Here is a 16,585-nt window from a genome sequence, read left to right as displayed (position 1 = left end):
CCAGACGGAGAACCCGAATGCGAAAGATCCTCTTACCCCTCGCCATGGCTGGAACGCTCGCCCTAGGAGGCTGTGCCGCCTACGGCGGTAACGGCGGCCTGCTCGGCGGTATTCTCGGCAACGATCGCTATGACGATGACCGTTACGGCTACGACGGCGGCGACGATTTCGAACAGGCGGCGGTGCGCGCCTGTGGCCGCGAAGCATCGCGCTATGGCCGCATCCGCATAGACGATGTGGACCGTCCCAGCAGTGATCTCGTGCGGGTACGCGGGCGAATCGACGTCCGCAGTAGCGATCGCGACCAGTTCAACTGCGTGTTCCGCAGCGATGGCCGGATCGTCGAATTCCGCCGCTACTGATCGGTCGCTCCTGACCTCATCCCACCGGTTTGGAATACTCCTCGGATTGCAGCGTCATCAGGTAATCCGCGATCAGTTCGATGTCCTCTTCCACCAGGTCGACATCCATCTGCATCGGATAGTTGTGTGCGTCCGACAGGAAGGTCTCGAGAGTTTCGCGGGTGACGCCCGGGCTGTTCGCAATATCGGCGAATCCCGGCGCTTGCGGGTTGGGGGAGATGGCATCGAGCGTCACCGCGTGACATTCGCCGCAGACACCGCTGACGAAAGTCGGCACTTCGGCGGATGCCCCAGCGACCGGCGTGCCGGTTGTCTCTTGCTGCGTGTCGTAAGCTGCGCAGGCGGCCAGTGTGAAAACGGCGACGATCATCATACCCGAACTGTTCATGCCTAGGCTCCTTTTCCACGGACCATAACATGATTGCGCGGGCAAACCTTGTTTTCGATCAACAATCCGACCATTTTCGAACCATGGAACAAAGTACCCAAGCCCCCGCGAAGCCTCCGATGAAAGCCGGCATCGTACCGGTGACGCCGCTCCAGCAGAACTGCTCGCTGATCTGGTGCACCGCCACCAACAAGGGCGCGCTGGTCGATCCGGGCGGCGATCTCGACAAGCTCAAGGCGGCGGTCGCCAATTCCGGTGTCGAGCTCGAGAAAATCCTCATCACCCACGGCCATATGGACCATTGCGGCGAGGCCGGCGTGCTGGCGAAGGAACTCGGCCTGCCGATCGAAGGCCCGCATGAGGCCGATCGCTTCTGGATCGCGCGCCTTGACGAGGACGGCGCGAAATACGGCATGAACGCCGAGGTGTTCGAGCCCGACCGCTGGCTGGTGGACGGCGACACGGTGACCGTCGGCGACCTCACGCTGGAAGTCATCCACTGCCCCGGCCACACGCCCGGCCATGTCGTGTTCTTTCATCGACCGAGCAAGTTTGCCGTCGTCGGCGACGTCCTGTTCCAGGGTAGCATCGGGCGGACGGACTTTCCGATGGGCAACCACCAGGACCTGATCGACGCGATTACGCAGAAGCTCTGGCCGCTGGGCGACGATGTGACCTTCATTCCCGGCCACGGCCCGACCAGCACCTTCGGCCAAGAGCGCAAGACCAATGCCTTCGTAAGCGATTACGCGCTTTCTTGATGCATGCGGAAAGCGCATGCGCGCTTCCCTTCGGCTTCGGGAGGGGGCGTGGGACGGAACAGCCAAGGAAAGCGCAGATGCGCTTTCCGCTCGCAGCACATAAACCCAACCCCACATCGCTTGCATCGCTCATGAAATTCGCTATAGCGCGCGCCTTCACCGCACCTGTCGGGATGTTTCGGGTTCACGCACACTTGTGCGATGCCGGACCTTCCCCTAGGGCGGCCACCGAAATTGATTGAATTTGTTTGAGGAAAAGGTGCCGCCATGGCCGTCCCCAAGAGGAAAGTATCGCCCCACCGCCGCGGCAACCGCCGTGCGCATGATTCGCTCAAGGTCGAAGCTCATCACGAGTGCTCGAACTGCGGCGAACTGAAGCGTCCGCACAACCTGTGCCCGCATTGCGGCCACTACAACGGTCGCGAAATCATCGCCGTCGGTCTCTAAGACCACGCTGATAAACCGGAGACGCTCATGAGCCTGCCGCGTATCGCTGTCGATGCGATGGGCGGCGATGAAGGCGTGCGCGTGATGATCGAAGGCGCGGCGCTGGCCCGTCGCCGTCACGATAGATTCAAGTTCCTGCTGGTGGGTGACGAGCCGCGCATCAAGGCGGCGCTCGAAACCCATCCCGGCATGGCCGAAGCCTCGGAAATCCTCCACTGCGAGGACGTGATCGCGGGCGACGAAAAGCCGTCGAAAGCGCTGCGCCGCGCCAAGACCACCAGCATGGGCCTTGCTGTCGATGCGGTGAAGCGCGGGGAAGCCGGCGCCGCCGTATCTGCCGGCAACACCGGCGCGCTGATGGCGATCAGCAAGCTCGCCCTGCGCACCATGCCCGGCCTCGACCGGCCCGCACTGGCCGCCCTGCTGCCAACGCTGGGCGACAACGACGTCATCATGCTCGACCTCGGCGCCAATCGCGAATGCGATGCACGCAACCTCGTGCAATTCGCCATCATGGGCGCGGCCTATTCGCGCATCGTCACCGGCATCTCGCGCCCGCGGACCCGGCTGCTCAACATCGGCACGGAAGAGACCAAGGGCACCGAGGATATCCAGAACGCCGCCGAGACATTGCGCGCCGCGACCGGCCTCGAAATGCAGTTCGAAGGTTATGTCGAAGCGGACAAGATCAATCGCGGCGAGTGCGATGTTGTGGTGTGCGACGGCTTTTCGGGCAATATCGCGCTGAAGGCGATCGAGGGGACGGCGCGCTTCGTCACCGACCTGCTGCGCCGGGCTTTTACCAGCTCGATCCGCTCAAAGGTCGGCTTCCTCGTCTCGCGCCCCGCGACCGAGCTGCTCAAGCACCATCTCGACCCGAACAACCACAACGGCGCGGTCTTCCTCGGCCTCAATGGTGTGGTGGTGAAGAGCCATGGAAGCGCCGATGCCAAGGGCGTCGCCAATGCGGTGGAAGTCGCCGCACGGCTGCTGGAGGACGACATTCTCAACCGCATCAAGCACGATCTCGGCGAAGTCGGAACCGATACGCTGGTGGCCAAGTGATCCGGTCGGTCATCACCGGCACGGGATCGGCGCTGCCGGCGAATTGCGTAACCAATGCCGAGCTTGCCGAGCGCGTCGATACCTCCGACGACTGGATCGTCGAGCGCACCGGCATTCGCCAGCGCTATATCGCCGATGAGGACGAATTCACCTCAACGCTAGCAACCAAGGCGGCACGGGCCGCGCTCGAGGCCGCGGGGATCGACGCGAGCGAGATCGGCCTGATCGTCCTCGCGACTGCCACGCCAGACCACACCTTTCCGGCCACCGCCACGCAGGTTCAGGCCGCGCTCGGCTGCGGCGGCGGTATCGCCTTCGATGTGCAGGCTGTCTGCTCGGGCTTCCTCTATGCGCTCGCGACGGCGGATTCGATGCTGCGCACCGGCATGGCACAAAAGGCGCTGGTGATCGGCGCGGAGACCTTCAGCCGCATTCTCGACTGGGAGGATCGCACCACCTGCGTTCTGTTCGGCGACGGCGCAGGCGCTGTCGTGCTGGAGGCGCACGACGTGGCCGAGGACGGCCCCGGTATTCTGGCATCGCGGCTGCATGCCGAAGGCGCGCACAAAGACATGCTCTATGTCGATGGAGGTCCGTCGACCACCGGGACGGTCGGCCATTTACGCATGAAAGGCCGCGAGGTGTTTCGTCACGCGGTCGTGAACCTTGCCGATGTGCTCAAGGAAGTGCTCGCAGACACCGATCTCAATGCAGGCGACATCGACTGGGTCGTGCCGCACCAGGCCAATGCCCGCATCCTCGACGCCACCGCGCGCAAGCTCGACCTCCCGTCGGAAAAGGTCGTGGTGACCGTCGACCGCCATGCGAATACCTCCGCTGCGTCGGTACCGCTCGCTCTCGATACCGCGGTGCGCGACGGGCGGATCAAGCAGGGCGATCTCGTCATGTTCGAGGCTATGGGCGGCGGCTTTACCTGGGGTGCCTCGCTCGCCCGAATGTAGACCTGCGCTTTCGGCAAGGCCGGATTTGCCAGAATCGCGCCAAGCCCCTATATTGCTTGGCGAAGTTAAGACGGGGTCGCACTACCACTCAGGGTCGCATCTGAGGGGGAAGGATAGAATGGATATGATGCGCTCCGTGGGCACGCTGACTCGCGCCGATCTGGCCGAGACGATCAACCGGAAGATGGGCCTGAGCCGTGCAGAATCACTCGATATGGTCGAGGCGATCCTTGAAAAGATGTGCGACGCGCTGTCCGATGGCGAGAATGTGAAGATTTCCGGTTTCGGCAGCTTCGTGCTGCGCGATAAGAAGGAACGGATCGGCCGCAATCCCAAGACCGGGGTGGAGGTGCCGATCACGCCGCGCCGGGTGATGACCTTCCGCGCCAGCCAGTTGCTCAAAGAGCGGATCGCGAACGGATAGGATCACGTATGGCGCAATTCGACGACGGTAAGGAAGCGGGCGCGCTGCGCACCATCGGCGAAGTCGCCAAGGCGACCGGTATCAAGGCGCATGTCCTGCGGTACTGGGAACAGCAGTTCCCCATGCTCAAGCCGCTGACCCGCAACGGCGGCAGGCGTTACTACCGGCCCGAGGACGTCGCGCTGGTCGAACGGATCGACCGGCTGGTGAACCGTGAGGGCTATACGCTGAAGGGTGCCAAGGCGGCGCTGAAAGGCGTGCCGGACCAGCAGGCTGCGGCGCAGCAAACTGGCCCAAGAAGCGAGACTTCGGACATCGTCCCGCGACTGAAAACCATACGAGATGATCTTAGGGCTGCGCTGGCGGCATAGCCCCTCACTGTGGCCGCCTCGTATGCGAGTGCTTTTCCTTTCGTTTCTGCTGCTCACGGGTGCATGCTTCGACCCCCAACCGGGCGCTCAGTTGCCGGACGCGCCGGGACAAAAGCAGCAGATTGCGCGATCGCCAAGCATCGTTCAGCTTGGACGTGTTTCGGACCACGCCGATATTCTAAGCTTTTCGCAGGAACAGGCTTTGACCGAGCAACTGGAGGCTTTCGAAGCGCAGACCGAGCATCAGATGGTCGTAGCGACAGTCGACTCACTCAATGGCGAGGAGATAGCGGACTTCGCTCGCGATCTCGCCAACGCTTGGGGAGTCGGCCGCGCCGATCACGATGATGGTGTCGTGATCCTTGTCGCCCCGAACGAGCGTAGAGTCAGGATAGCGGTCGGCTACGGTCTCGAAGAAGAATTGTCGGATACGTTTTGCCAGGGAGTCCTGGATTCCATCATTTTGCCAAGCTTTCGAGAGAACGATTTCGCTAATGGAATCGCTGGCGGTGTTAAAGCGATCACCGAAAGACTGTCGTAGTCGGACGAGGACAGGAACTGTGATCCACAGCCCAAGAGCGGGTTGTCTAGGTACTTCACTCCGACCCGATCAACGTCAGCTCCGTCTGCCGCCCGTCGAGGAAGCGCACGGTCTCCCCATCGAACCAGGCATCCTCCTCGCTGCGGAAATCGACCTTTTGGCCGCCCCATTCGGGCACGGCAGTGTAGCTAGTCAATTCGATCGACCAGCCGGTATTGGCGCGAAGGCGGTATTCGCTGCGCGGGTCGCCGTTCTGGTTGTCCCAGAAACCCACCGCCGTGCCTGCGCCGTGGCCGTGCGAGCCGATGGGGTGTGAGTAGATCGACGGGTCGAGGCCGTCCGCGATGGCCGTCGCGCGGGCGCGGGCGAGGATTGCGTTGCCGGTGAGGCCGATCTCGAAGGCCGCGATGAGGTGATTCTGCACGCGATTGGTCGCCGCGAGCCCGCCGCGCAGGCCTGCGGGTGCCTCGGTCTCGCCGGGCTTCAGGACATAGGCGAGATGCTGCGTATCGGTGTTGAGCCGCAGATAGGTGATGCCGAAATCGGTCCACAGCAGATCGCCCGGCTGGATCACCGTGTCGCCCGACAGCATACCATCAGCGCCCTCTCGCTGGATGCCGACCGAGGGGTGGAACCACGGCGTCAAGCCCAGCGAAGCGAGAGTCTCGCGATACCACCACTGCACATCCGCTGCCGTCGTCTCGCCCGGCGTGATGACCTCGCGCGAAAACGCCTGCGCGATTAGCGCGTGCGCGATGCGAACGATGCCGGGATAGATTTCGAGCTCGCTTGGAACGCGGCTTTCGAGCCAGCGCACGGCCAGCGTTTCGCCCGAAACGATCCGCTCGCGATAGGGCTCGGGCAGGGCAGCATGCATCAGGCGATACTGGCTCAGCGTCATGCCGTCGCCGAAAGCGGTGAGGTCGGAGAAGTTGATCGCGATTTTCGCCGGATCGCGCGCGGCGATCAGGTCGGCCACCGCCTGCCACTGGTCGGGCTGCTGCGCCGGTTCCCAGCTCGCCTCGAACAGGTCGGCGAGACCATAGCGGCTGACCGTCAGCCGCTCGACCGGCTGGCCGTCGCCCGGATCGTGGAAGACCAGGATCGTGCGCCGCCGCGCGCTCATACTGGTCGCATCGAGCATGGTGGCAACCACCGGCTCCTCGAAATACTCGCGCGCCATCAGCACCCACATGTCGATGCCTTGCTCGCGCATGATCGCAGGGATGATGGTATCGAGCCTCTCGGCAAGGATGCGGTCGATCACCTCGGCTCGCTCGCGCATCGGCAGGATGGGTGGCAGCTCCGGCGCGGCATGCTCGGTCTCGCTCATCAGCAGGATAGGCGGCGAGGCGAGGGCGGGCGTGGAAAGCAGCGCAACAACCACGGCGGCGAAACGTAAGATCATCGGTATCTCTCCTCCGGCAGCGTCACTCCGCCGCCAGCAATTCCTCCGCCGCGCCCAGATCGACGCTGACGAGCCGACTGACGCCCTTTTCGATCATGGTCACGCCGAACAGGCGGTGCATACGGCTCATGGTCACGGCGTTGTGCGTGACGATGAGATAGCGCGTATTCGTCTCGCGCGTCATCGCGTCGAGCAGGTCGCAGAAGCGGTCGATATTCGCATCGTCGAGCGGCGCGTCGACCTCGTCCAGCACGCAAATCGGCGCGGGATTGGTCAGAAACAGCGCGAAGATCAGCGCGGTCGCCGTCAGCGCCTGTTCTCCGCCCGACAGCAGGGTGAGCGACTGCAGGCGCTTGCCCGGCGGCTGAGCGAAAATTTCCAACCCGGCCTCGAGCGGATCGTCGCTGTCGATCAGCGCGAGATGTGCCTCGCCGCCTTCGAACAAGCGGGTGAAGAGACGCTGGAAGTGGTCGTTGACCTGCTCGAAGGCAGCACGCAGCCGTTCCCGCCCCTCGCGGTTGAGGCTGCCGATAGAGCCGCGCAGCCGGCTGACGGCCTCCCGCAGTTCTTCCTGCTCGGCGGAGTTGGCACCGTGCTCGGTCTCGATCCGCTCGAGCTCTTCGGCGGCGACGAGGTTGACCGGTCCGATCCGCTCGCGACTTGCGGTCAGGCGGTCCATTTCCTCACTCTCGGCCTCGGCACTGGCGATGGCGGTTTCATCGAAGGCAAAACGCTCGGGCAGCAGCGGGGGCGGGCATTGGAAGCGCTCGCCCGAGATGCGCGCCATTTCGATGCGGCGGCCATCCTGGTTCTCCGCCCGCGCGGCGAGGCCGGCCCGGTTTTCGCGCGCTTCGGCGAGCGCCTCGTTGGCCTGCGCGAAGGCCCGGTCCGCTTCCTGCGCCACCTCGTTGGCAGCAGCGACGGCCTTTTCCGCCTCGGCAAGTTCTGCGCCGAGCCGCTCGCGGACCTGATCGCCCTGTTCGATCTCGCGAATCAGGCCTTCGGGCTTGGCAGCAGTCACGGCGCGTTCTTGAGCGATCTCTTCGGCGCGGATCTCCATGTCGGAGAGGCGGCGGGCGGCATCGCCGCTGCGGGCCTGCCAGTTCGCCATGTCGCTGCGCTGCGCCGACGCCCGCTCACGCGCCACGGCAAGCGACTGGTCGTGCGCGGCAAGCTCGGCAGCACGCGCCTGCAAGGTCGAGCGGGCCGCCTCGTTCTGCGCGCGCGAAGCCTCGAGCGAGGCGCGTCCCGCCTGCGGATCGGGCAGCGCGTCACGCTTGGCTTCGGCTGCGGTTAGGTCTGCCTTGGCCGATGCGATCAGCTCGCCATGCTCGGCCTCGTTGCGTTCGAGTTCTTCCAGTCGCGCGGCGAGCCGCTCGCGCGCCGCCTCGGCCTGGTCGAGAGCCCGGAGCGCCTGCCGCTCCGCATCGGCGGTCGCGGCCAGGTCCCGTTCCGCAGCCACGAGATCGCGCTGCAACTGGCTCAATTCCTCGCTTGCCGCGTCGAGCGAGGATTGCGCCGTTTTCGCGGCTTCGCGCAGTTCGGGCAGGCGCGCTTCCAGTTCGGCGAAGCGGTTCTCGGCCTCCAGCCGCGCCGCCTCGGCAGAGCCTTCGCCGCGCACGACCAGCCCGTCCCACCGCCGCAAGCTGCCGCCCAGCGTCACCAGCGCGTGGCCGGGGGCGAGCGTCCGTCCGTCGTCGGTTTCCGCCACATGGACCAATGCCAGCCGCGCGCGCAATTCGTCGGGGCATCGCTCGACTTGGTCGGAGAGGCTGTCCTCCACCGCTGCGGGAGCATCGGCCCCGGTCCAGTAACGCCCCTCGGCATCGCCATCGGGTGATCCGAGCAGCGCCTTGCCGTCGCGCCCCAGAGCTGCCGCGACCGCGCGTTCATAGCCCTTTGCCGCCCGCACGCCGTCGATCGCCTGCTGGCGGCCGCTGCGCTTTTCGGCAGCGCGTTGGCGTGCGTCGCGGTCGCGTTGCAGGGCATCGTATTCGCGCTGGACACCGGAGAGTTCGGCCTTCGCTTCGGCGAGCGCAGAGGAGGCTTCGTCACGCTCGGCCTGCAGCTCGCTCTTGCGCGCCTGCATCGTCTCCAGCGCCGCGCGCTGCTGTGCCAGTTCAGCCTCGGCCTGCGCCAGCGCCGCCTTCGCCGCATCGACATCGTCGTCCGGGTTCTCGCCCGCCAAAGCCTCGCGCTGCTGCGCCATGCGCCGCGCTTCGGCCTCGACCCGGTCGAGCCGCGCGCGCGCCTGTGCGATTTCGGCCTCGGCCACCCGCCATTCGGCTTCTACACCGGCATTGTCCGCCGTCGCCTTGGCGAGCGCGAGTTCGGCGGTGCGGCTGTCGCGCTCGGCCTGCTCCGCCGCGCGTTCGAGGGCGGGGCGCTTGGACTCATCGTCGGCGAGAGTCTTCTCGACCGCTGCCAGATCGCGTTCGAGCCGCGACAGCGCTTCGGCGGCATCTTTGGTCAGCCGGTCCGCCTCGCCGCGATCCGCCTCCAGCCGTGCCGTCTGCCGGTCGAGGTCGGCGAGGCGCTGTTCGGCGGCTTCGAGCTGTGTGGTGAGGGCAGCCATGCGGTGCCCATGGGCGCTGGCATCGTCGCGCCGGTCAGCCTGCTCCTCGCGCGCCTCGGCCAGAGCCTCCGCCGCCGCCCGCTGGGATTTTTGCGCTGCGTCCGCGGCAGCCTGGGCTGTGGCGACCCGCGCTTCCGCCTCGCTCGCTGCCTTCTTGGCTTCGTCCGCGGCGGTCGCAGCATCGCGCCACCGGGCGAAGACCAGCCGGGCCTCGGCGGTCTTGATCTGGTCGGAAAGTTTCTTGTAGCGCTCCGCCTGCTTCGCTTGCCGCCGCAGCGAGGCAATCTGGCTGTCGAGGCTCGCCATGATATCCTCGAGCCGCTCGAGATTGGTCTCGGTCTGACGCAGCTTGCTCTCGGCATCGCGGCGGCGAACGTGAAGCCCCGCGATACCCGCAGCCTCCTCCAGCATCTGGCGGCGCTCGGTCGGCTTGGCAGCGATCACCTGCGCAATCTTGCCCTGGCTGACGAGCGCCGGACTATGCGCCCCGGTCGCGGCATCGGCGAAGATCAGAGCAATGTCCTTGGCGCGCACATCGCCGCCGTTGAGGCGATAGGCGGAACCCGCGCCGCGCTCGATCCGGCGCACGACTTCCATCTCGTCGCCATCGTCATCCGCGCCCTGCAGGACCACTTCGGCGAAGTCGCGCGGCGGGCGGCTTTGGGTGCCGGCGAAGATCACGTCCTCCATCCCGCCCGAGCGCATGGACTTGGGCGAGTTTTCGCCCATCACCCATCGGATCGCTTCGAGCAGGTTGGACTTGCCGCAGCCGTTCGGGCCGACGACCCCGGTCAGGCCAGGTTCGATATGCAGGGTGGCGGGTTCGACGAAGCTCTTGAAGCCGCTGAGCCTGAGCTTCGTAATCTCCATCCCCGCCCCCGCGCTGCCGCGCCTTACCTGGCGCCGGCGCGCTGGAGGATCGGCTCCAGCGCGGCCCAGGTGTTGGCGTCCGCAGCCGTCCCGTTGATGAGGAAGGTCGGCGTGCCGGTGATGTTCAGCTCGTCAGACTGGCGGGTCGAGTTGTCGGCGATGGTCGTATAGGCCTGCTCGTCGGCAAGGCATTCGCGCGCCTGATCCTCGCTAAGCCCGCGGGCTGCGAAGAAATCGTAGAAACCGCCGACTTCGGCCAGCCGTACGAGGCGCTGCTCGGGCGGCAGGTTGAGCGACTGCTCCACCGCGGCCTGGTTTTCGAAGATGGGTCCGAGGACCTGCTGCTGGTTGGCGAAGACCTGGTCCGACAGCGGGATGAAGGCTTCGTCCGCCGTGCAGCGCACCAGCGTCGCGAGCGCAAGGTCGTGCGGCCCGTGGATCTGGTTGCGCAGTTCGAAGCTGACACGGCCAGAGTTCACATATTCGCTGATCAGCGGCTCCATCCCCTCGGCGGCGAAGCGCGCGCAGGTCGGGCAGGTGAGCGAGGCATATTCGACCAGCTTGATCGGCGCATCGGGATTGCCGATCATGTAACCGTCCATATCGGTAACCGTGACCGTGTCGCTCCACTGGGTGCCTTCGGGCGCGGGGACGGCGGCAACGGCGTCGCCTTCGATCTCCCCACCGGTATCGGCAGCGTCCGAACCGCAGGCGGCCAGCGCCAAGGCGAGAGGGGCAGCGAGGGCGAAACGAAGCGTCTTGGTCATGAATATCCTCTTTGTCGGCAAAGCGGAGGCTAGATCAGGCGAAACCGCCAGGGAAAGGCGGGGCAGGGGGTATCCACAGGGCTTTCCCCCGAAAACCGCGCTAAATTACGTTCAAAGCGCCTTGTCGAGCTGCGGCTGGAGGTCTTCCCAGGCATGGGTGCCGTCCAGCAGCTCGCCATTGAGCATGAAACTGGGCGTGCCGCTGATCCCGTGCGCCTCGATATCGGCGCGCGATCTTTCGGCCAGCGCATTGGCCTTGGCCTCGTCTGCAAGGCATTTGTCCGCCGCGACGCGCGAATACCCGCGGCCTTCCATGATGTCGTAGAAATCGAGATCGCTGGCGATGGCCTGGAAGCGCGCGCCGAGCGAGCCGAACTGCCAGCGGGCGCGCTGTGCCTGCGTGGTCTTGCGCGCCTTGGCCATCCAGGAATCGTGACGCGCCATGAAGGCTTCGTGATTGCCCGGGAATTTCTTCGCCTCGCCGCAATGCGTCAGCAGTACGGCGGTCAGGTCGACCGGATCGCGAACCAGATGGCGGATTTCGAAACTCATGCGTCCGCTGGGCACATAGAGCATCTTGAGCGCCGCGTCGCCGGTGCGCGAAAAGCTGGCACAGTGCGAGCAGGTGTAACTCATGTACTCGACCAGCTTGGTCTCGGCCTTCGGATTGCCGAGCAAATGGCCGCCCGACGTCTCGGCGACCATGCCGGCCCAGTTGCCGCCCTTGACCGGCAGGCCGCCCTGAGCGCTGGCGCCGAGCGCGAATGTGCTCGCCGCAGCTACCAGAAGTCCCGCAAAAAGCGATGTTTTCCTGCTCACGTGTCGTCTTGTCCCTCGTTGTGCGACCCGAGGCCGCGCGCCAGCGATTCAAGCACCGTGCGCAGTTCGGGATCGCCAATATCGCGCAGACTGTCGCCAAGTTCCATCGGAATCGGCTTGAGCGACGGCGGCGCTTTCGGTTTGTCCTTCGCAGGGGGCGCCTGAACCACACCTTGCCGCAGCTTGATCCGGGCCACCGCGCGGTAGCCGAAGAAGCGGTTCACCCGCTCGATGATGTCGGGCAGGATCTGCTGGATCAGCGGCGCGTGGGCAGGCAGGACGACGAGGTGCATGATCCCATCGGACTTCTCGCCGGGCGGGAAGCGGATCATCTCCGGCGTGCAGACGCGCGAATGCGTATCGCCGACGATCTCCGGCCAGCGGCTGACTACCGAGCTCTGGACGAAGCCGAAGCGGCGAAAGGCACTGCGCCCGATCTGCGGCATGAGGTCGCTGATCGGCTTGGCCCCGCCGCCGCGCGGGCGGCTGTAGGTCTTCGGTTTTTTCCCGCCTGCCGCTGCGCTGCTCGATGCGTGCGGCTTTTTCGCGCCCGTTTTGCTGTCGTCCCGTTCCATTGCACCTTCCGCCATGCCATAGGCGCGGCGTGGCCGCCACTGTCTCCGAAATTTTACTCGACTGGTACGATCGCCATGCGCGCGATTTGCCGTGGCGCGCGCCGCCCGGAACGCCTGCGCCCGAGCCTTACCGTGTCTGGCTGTCCGAGGTCATGCTGCAACAAACCACCGTCGCTGCCGTGAAGCGCTATTTCAGAGCCTTCACCGAACGGTGGCCTACGGTCGAAGCGCTGGCTGCGGCGCCGGAAGAAGACGTCATGGCGGCATGGGCGGGGCTGGGCTATTACTCGCGCGCCCGCAATCTGGTGAAATGCGCCCGCGCAGTTGCGGACATGGGAGCATTCCCTTCCAGCGAGAAGCAATTGCGCGAACTGCCGGGTTTGGGCGACTACACTGCCGCTGCGATCGCCGCGATCGCCTTCGATAAGCGGGCGGTGGTGGTCGATGCAAATGTCGAACGAGTGGTTGCGCGGCTGTTCGCCATCGGCGAGCCGCTACCCGGCGCGCGCAAGGCGATCCGGGCGAAGGCGGACACGATCACGCCGGAGGCGCGCGCGGGCGATTTCGCGCAGGCGATGATGGATCTGGGGTCGTCGATCTGCACGGCGCGTGACCCAAAGTGCCTGCTGTGCCCGCTGGCGGACGAATGCGAAGGCAGGAAGACCGGCGATCCTGCCCGCTTGCCGGTGAAGGCGCCGAAGAAGGCCAAGCCGCTACGCAAGGGTCGCGCATGGTGGATCGAGCGCGACGCTGCGGTCTGGCTCGTCCGGCGGGAAGGCACCGGCATGCTCGGCGGGATGCGCGCGCTACCCGACGACGGCTGGACCGCGCGCGTCGACGGGGAGGGCGGACCGGACGGCGAACCACTCGGCCTCGTACGCCACGGCTTCACGCATTTCGATCTAGAACTCTCGGTCGAACGGCATGACGCGCCGATGGGCGAGGGCGAATGGTGGCCGCTCGACAAGCTCGACGAGGCTGGCCTGCCGACGCTGTTCGCCAAGGCCGCTCGGCTGGCGCTCGCCTAGAGTATCCCGCCGCCCAGGCTCAGCCGGATTACGGCTATAAGCAGCACAATCAGGTTGAAATTGCGCCCCGAATTGCTCGACGACAACTGCCCCACGATGATGCCGATCACGATCAGCGGCAAGGCGAGCCAATTGGCCCAGCCGAGGAAGGGGATGGTCGCCGGAATGACGATGACGAGCGAGACGAGTCCGAAGAGGAACGAAAGGATGTTCAGCATGTGTCTTATATGGGTAGGACAGCGCGCATAATCAAGCGTTTCAATTCGCAATTGACCGTTCAGCTATGGTCCCGCACATAGCCGGGCGACCCGACCGGAGAGGATTTTCATGGCATATCGCGAATTCGACACCCCGCAGATTTCCCGCCGCTCGCTATTGCGCGGCGGTGCCTGGCTGACCGCGAGCGCCGCGCTGGCGGCCGTGCCGATGGGCCGTCAGGCGTTCGCGCGCACTCCAACTGCCACGTGGACGAATGTCGAGGCGATGGTCGATAAATATGTCGGTTCGCGCAAGGTCGCCAACATGGTTGCGACGCTCGGCTGGGGCCAGCGCGATCCGCTTACCATCGCGCGTGGCACGCTGGCGCTGGGAGGGCCGACCAAGGTCGATCCCGACAGCTTGTATCGCATCTATTCGATGACCAAGCCGGTGACCGGCATGGCCGCGATGATGCTGGTCGACGAAGGCCGCCTCGGCCTCGACCAGCCGATCGCCGAACTGCTGCCCGCCTATGCCAACATCCAGGTGCAGAAGACCTATGACGGCTCGATCGAGGATGTCGTCCCGGCAGAGCGGCCGATCACGGTGCGCCACCTGCTCACCCACACGGCGGGCCTCGGCTACGGCATCGTTCAGAAGGGCCCGATCACCAAGGCCTACGAGCGGCGCGGCCTCGTGCCCGGGCAGGTCAGCCGCATGCCGATCCCCGGCATCGGGCGTGCGCAGGCGGTCGAAGGTCTCGATGTGTTCGCGGACCGGCTCGCCGAACTGCCGCTGGTCCTCCAGCCCGGCACCAAATGGAGCTATTCGGTCGGCCTCGACCTGATGGGTCGCGTGATCGAAGTTGCCAGCGGCATGGCGTTCGACGCGTTCCTGAAAGAGCGGATTTTCGAGCCGACCGGGATGGACAGCACCTTCTTCACCGTGCCGGAGAGCGAAGTGGACCGCTTCACCACCAATTACGGCATTCTCAACAACACGCCGCTGCCGATCGACCCGGCCAGGGCGTCGATCTATCTCGACAAGCCGGCTTTCCCCTTCGGCGGGGCGGGCCTCGTTTCCTCCAGCCGCGATTACGATCGCTTCCTGCGCATGCTGCTGGGCTACGGCGCGATCGACGGCAAGCGCGTGATGAGCGAGGCGGCGGTCAAGCTCGGCACCTCGAACCTGCTGCCCGACACCGCGACGACCGAGAACACCTGGGTCGAAGGACAGGGCTTCGGTGCAGGCGGTCGCGTGTCGGACGGCAGCTACGGCTGGGGCGGCGCGGCCGGCACGGTCGGCTTCGTCAATTACGCCGCCGGGCTGCGGGGCACGCTGATGACGCAGTACATGCCGTCCGAAGCCTATCCGATCCATGCCGAATTCCCCAAGGCCGTAATGGCCGATCTCGCCGCCATGCAGGCGGCACGGCAGGGAGCGGGAGAGGCGCTTTGATCGCCTTCACCGGCTCGCGCCTCGACCGGGCGGATCATGTCCGCGCCGATCCTGAGCGGTTGGCAGGGTATATAAACTGGAAGGCGCGGCTCCTCGCGCTCGACGGGTTGATGCCCGCGCTCGACGACGACGGGCGGCTTGGCTGGGGCACGCTGGCCGATGTGCCGGAAGACGCGGAGCTGTGTTTCCTTGGCCTCGACGAGGGTAAGGCCTGCTTCGCCGCCGTTCCGCCGCGCGGCGATTCCCGGCCGCGCATGGCCAACCCGCAACTCTGGTCGCTGATGGCGACGCTCTCGCCGGACGATCTTGCACTCTACGGCGGCGCGCGCAGCCTGACCGACTGGCACGCCCGCCATCGCTTCTGCGCGCAATGCGGCGGCGACACGAAGATTGCCAAGGGCGGCTGGCAGCGCGACTGCAGCAGTTGCGGCGCAAGCCATTTCCCGCGGACCGATCCGGTCACCATCATGCTGGTCGAATTCGAGGGGCACCTGATGCTCGGCCGCGGACTCGGCTGGCCGGAGGGCAGCTTCTCCGCGCTCGCAGGTTTCGTCGAGCCGGGCGAGAGTATCGAGGAGGCGGTCGCGCGCGAGGTGCTGGAAGAAGCGGGCGTTGCAGTGCGCGATGTCAGCTATGTCGCAAGCCAGCCGTGGCCGTTCCCCAGCCAGCTGATGATCGGTTGCCACAGCCATACCGACAGCGACGATCTGACCATCGACGAGACCGAGATGGCGGAGATCGAGTTCTTCACCCGTGCCGATGTCGAGGCGGCACTTGCCGGCAACGGCCCTTTCCGCTGCCCGCCGCGCCATGCTATCGCGCATCACCTGATGGAATGGTGGGTGAACCAATGAGCGAACCGAGAACCCTGCGGATCGATATCTGGTCCGACGTGATGTGCCCCTGGTGCCTGGTCGGATGGGGCAATCTGCAAAAGGGTCTCGAGCAGCTGGACGGCGAGATCGCAGCGGACATCCGCTGGCATGCGTTCGAGCTCAATCCCGACATGCCTGCCGAGGGCGAAGAGCGCACCGCGCATATTGCGCGCAAATACGGTTCGACGCCGGATCAGTCGCGTGCCGTGCAGGGCCGCATGCGCGAGGCTGCGAAGACGGCGGGCGTCTCGCTCGATTACGAGGGTTCCGATCCGGCACCCGAAGCGATGATGTGGAACACCTTCGCTGCGCACAAGCTGCTGACCTGGGCGGGCGAGGAGCATGGTCCCGAGAAGCAGACCGAGCTTAAACTCGCGCTGTTCAAGGCGCATTTCAACGAGCGCCGCAATATCGGCGAGGAACCGGTGCTGCTCGACGTCTCGGAGAGCGTCGGGCTGGACCGCGCGGCGGCCGACGCGGCGCTCGCCAGCAAGGAAGTCGCCCACAAGACCCGCGCCGAAGAGCGCGCCGCGTGGGATCTCAATATCTCCGGCGTGCCTGCGATGATCGTGGAGAGCAAGTTCATGATCCCCGGCGCGCAGCCGCCCGAAGCCTATGTCAACGCTCTGCGGCGCGTGGCGGAAAAAGTGCCGGCTTGAACGAAAACGCCCCACCAACCTGGCGGGGCGCT

The 16,585-nt window shown here is 65.6% G+C and carries 19 protein-coding genes; 12 read left to right on the top strand and 7 right to left on the bottom strand.

Annotation, left to right across the window (positions count from 1 at the left end):
* Positions 1–17 precede the first annotated feature (17 nt).
* Entirely contained in the window at positions 18–362 is a 345-nt protein-coding gene (locus tag Q9K02_RS11545; protein WP_305933023.1) for a hypothetical protein, read from the top strand.
* A 16-nt stretch (positions 363–378) separates the two neighbouring features.
* Here Q9K02_RS11545 and Q9K02_RS11540 read toward each other — a convergent pair whose 3' ends face one another.
* Positions 379–750 carry a cytochrome c gene (locus Q9K02_RS11540; protein ID WP_305933022.1) on the bottom strand — a complete coding sequence of 124 codons (372 nt, stop codon included), beginning with the start codon at positions 748–750 and terminating at the stop codon, positions 379–381.
* Between the two features lie 119 nt (positions 751–869).
* Between Q9K02_RS11540 and Q9K02_RS11535 the strand changes: the two genes are divergently transcribed.
* From Q9K02_RS11535 to Q9K02_RS11505, 7 genes are all read left to right on the top strand, one after another.
* The gene (locus Q9K02_RS11535) at positions 870–1,511 is read left to right on the top strand and encodes an MBL fold metallo-hydrolase (protein ID WP_305933021.1); all 642 of its coding nucleotides are present in this window, start codon (positions 870–872) and stop codon (positions 1,509–1,511) included.
* A gap of 267 nt (positions 1,512–1,778) precedes the next feature.
* Complete coding sequence (rpmF, locus tag Q9K02_RS11530; RefSeq protein WP_200980932.1) at positions 1,779–1,958, top strand: 50S ribosomal protein L32; 180 nt, start codon at positions 1,779–1,781, stop codon at positions 1,956–1,958.
* A 27-nt stretch (positions 1,959–1,985) separates the two neighbouring features.
* The gene (gene plsX / locus Q9K02_RS11525) at positions 1,986–3,023 is read left to right on the top strand and encodes a phosphate acyltransferase PlsX (RefSeq protein ID WP_305933020.1); all 1,038 of its coding nucleotides are present in this window, start codon (positions 1,986–1,988) and stop codon (positions 3,021–3,023) included.
* Entirely contained in the window at positions 3,020–3,985 is a 966-nt protein-coding gene (locus tag Q9K02_RS11520; protein WP_305933019.1) for a beta-ketoacyl-ACP synthase III, read from the top strand. The genes plsX and Q9K02_RS11520 overlap by 4 nt, the downstream gene beginning before the upstream one ends.
* Positions 3,986–4,109: 124 nt before the next feature.
* The gene (locus Q9K02_RS11515; RefSeq protein WP_305933018.1) at positions 4,110–4,409 is read left to right on the top strand and encodes an integration host factor subunit alpha; all 300 of its coding nucleotides are present in this window, start codon (positions 4,110–4,112) and stop codon (positions 4,407–4,409) included.
* Positions 4,410–4,417: 8 nt separating this feature from the next.
* Entirely contained in the window at positions 4,418–4,780 is a 363-nt protein-coding gene (locus Q9K02_RS11510) for a MerR family transcriptional regulator (RefSeq protein WP_305933017.1), read from the top strand.
* A 22-nt stretch (positions 4,781–4,802) separates the two neighbouring features.
* The gene (locus tag Q9K02_RS11505; protein WP_305933016.1) at positions 4,803–5,321 is read left to right on the top strand and encodes a TPM domain-containing protein; all 519 of its coding nucleotides are present in this window, start codon (positions 4,803–4,805) and stop codon (positions 5,319–5,321) included.
* A 55-nt stretch (positions 5,322–5,376) separates the two neighbouring features.
* On the opposite strand, the gene Q9K02_RS11500 is transcribed toward Q9K02_RS11505, so the two are convergent.
* From Q9K02_RS11500 to Q9K02_RS11480, 5 genes are all read right to left on the bottom strand, one after another.
* The gene (locus tag Q9K02_RS11500; RefSeq protein ID WP_305933015.1) at positions 5,377–6,729 is read right to left on the bottom strand and encodes a M24 family metallopeptidase; all 1,353 of its coding nucleotides are present in this window, start codon (positions 6,727–6,729) and stop codon (positions 5,377–5,379) included.
* 22 nt (positions 6,730–6,751) lie between these two features.
* Positions 6,752–10,174 carry a chromosome segregation protein SMC gene (gene smc / locus Q9K02_RS11495; RefSeq protein ID WP_305933014.1) on the bottom strand — a complete coding sequence of 1,141 codons (3,423 nt, stop codon included), beginning with the start codon at positions 10,172–10,174 and terminating at the stop codon, positions 6,752–6,754.
* A 23-nt stretch (positions 10,175–10,197) separates the two neighbouring features.
* A complete protein-coding gene (locus Q9K02_RS11490; RefSeq protein WP_305933013.1) occupies positions 10,198–10,941 on the bottom strand; it encodes a thioredoxin domain-containing protein in 744 nt (247 codons plus the stop codon).
* A gap of 111 nt (positions 10,942–11,052) precedes the next feature.
* Entirely contained in the window at positions 11,053–11,760 is a 708-nt protein-coding gene (locus Q9K02_RS11485) for a DsbA family protein (RefSeq protein ID WP_305933012.1), read from the bottom strand.
* Positions 11,757–12,335: a DUF721 domain-containing protein gene (locus Q9K02_RS11480; protein WP_422785450.1), complete on the bottom strand. Its 579-nt coding sequence runs from the start codon at positions 12,333–12,335 to the stop codon at positions 11,757–11,759. The genes Q9K02_RS11485 and Q9K02_RS11480 overlap by 4 nt, the downstream gene beginning before the upstream one ends.
* Positions 12,336–12,364: 29 nt before the next feature.
* On the opposite strand from Q9K02_RS11480, the gene Q9K02_RS11475 reads away from it, so the two are divergent.
* Positions 12,365–13,363 carry an A/G-specific adenine glycosylase gene (locus Q9K02_RS11475; RefSeq protein WP_305933010.1) on the top strand — a complete coding sequence of 333 codons (999 nt, stop codon included), beginning with the start codon at positions 12,365–12,367 and terminating at the stop codon, positions 13,361–13,363.
* Here Q9K02_RS11475 and Q9K02_RS11470 read toward each other — a convergent pair.
* The gene (locus tag Q9K02_RS11470) at positions 13,360–13,581 is read right to left on the bottom strand and encodes a hypothetical protein (RefSeq protein ID WP_278328195.1); all 222 of its coding nucleotides are present in this window, start codon (positions 13,579–13,581) and stop codon (positions 13,360–13,362) included. The two genes, Q9K02_RS11475 and Q9K02_RS11470, sit on opposite strands and share 4 nt — an antisense overlap.
* A 109-nt stretch (positions 13,582–13,690) precedes the next feature.
* Here Q9K02_RS11470 and Q9K02_RS11465 point away from each other — a divergent pair, with 109 nt between their 5' ends.
* The 3 genes from Q9K02_RS11465 (at position 13,691) to Q9K02_RS11455 (ending at position 16,553) form a co-directional block, all read left to right on the top strand.
* The gene (locus Q9K02_RS11465) at positions 13,691–15,019 is read left to right on the top strand and encodes a serine hydrolase domain-containing protein (protein ID WP_305933009.1); all 1,329 of its coding nucleotides are present in this window, start codon (positions 13,691–13,693) and stop codon (positions 15,017–15,019) included.
* A 71-nt stretch (positions 15,020–15,090) separates the two neighbouring features.
* Positions 15,091–15,873, top strand: a complete 783-nt coding sequence (gene nudC, locus Q9K02_RS11460; RefSeq protein ID WP_340310348.1) for an NAD(+) diphosphatase — start codon at positions 15,091–15,093, stop codon at positions 15,871–15,873.
* Positions 15,870–16,553 (top strand): DsbA family oxidoreductase, encoded by a 684-nt coding sequence (locus Q9K02_RS11455; RefSeq protein WP_305933007.1) that lies wholly within the window; start codon positions 15,870–15,872, stop codon positions 16,551–16,553. The genes nudC and Q9K02_RS11455 overlap by 4 nt, the downstream gene beginning before the upstream one ends.
* The last annotated feature ends 32 nt before the right edge of the window (positions 16,554–16,585 follow it).

The sequence above is a fragment of the Qipengyuania profundimaris genome (assembly GCF_030717945.1).
Taxonomy (GTDB): domain Bacteria; phylum Pseudomonadota; class Alphaproteobacteria; order Sphingomonadales; family Sphingomonadaceae; genus Qipengyuania; species Qipengyuania profundimaris.
The sequence above is the reverse complement of the archived record's forward strand: the minus strand, read 5'-3'. Positions and strand labels throughout refer to the sequence as shown.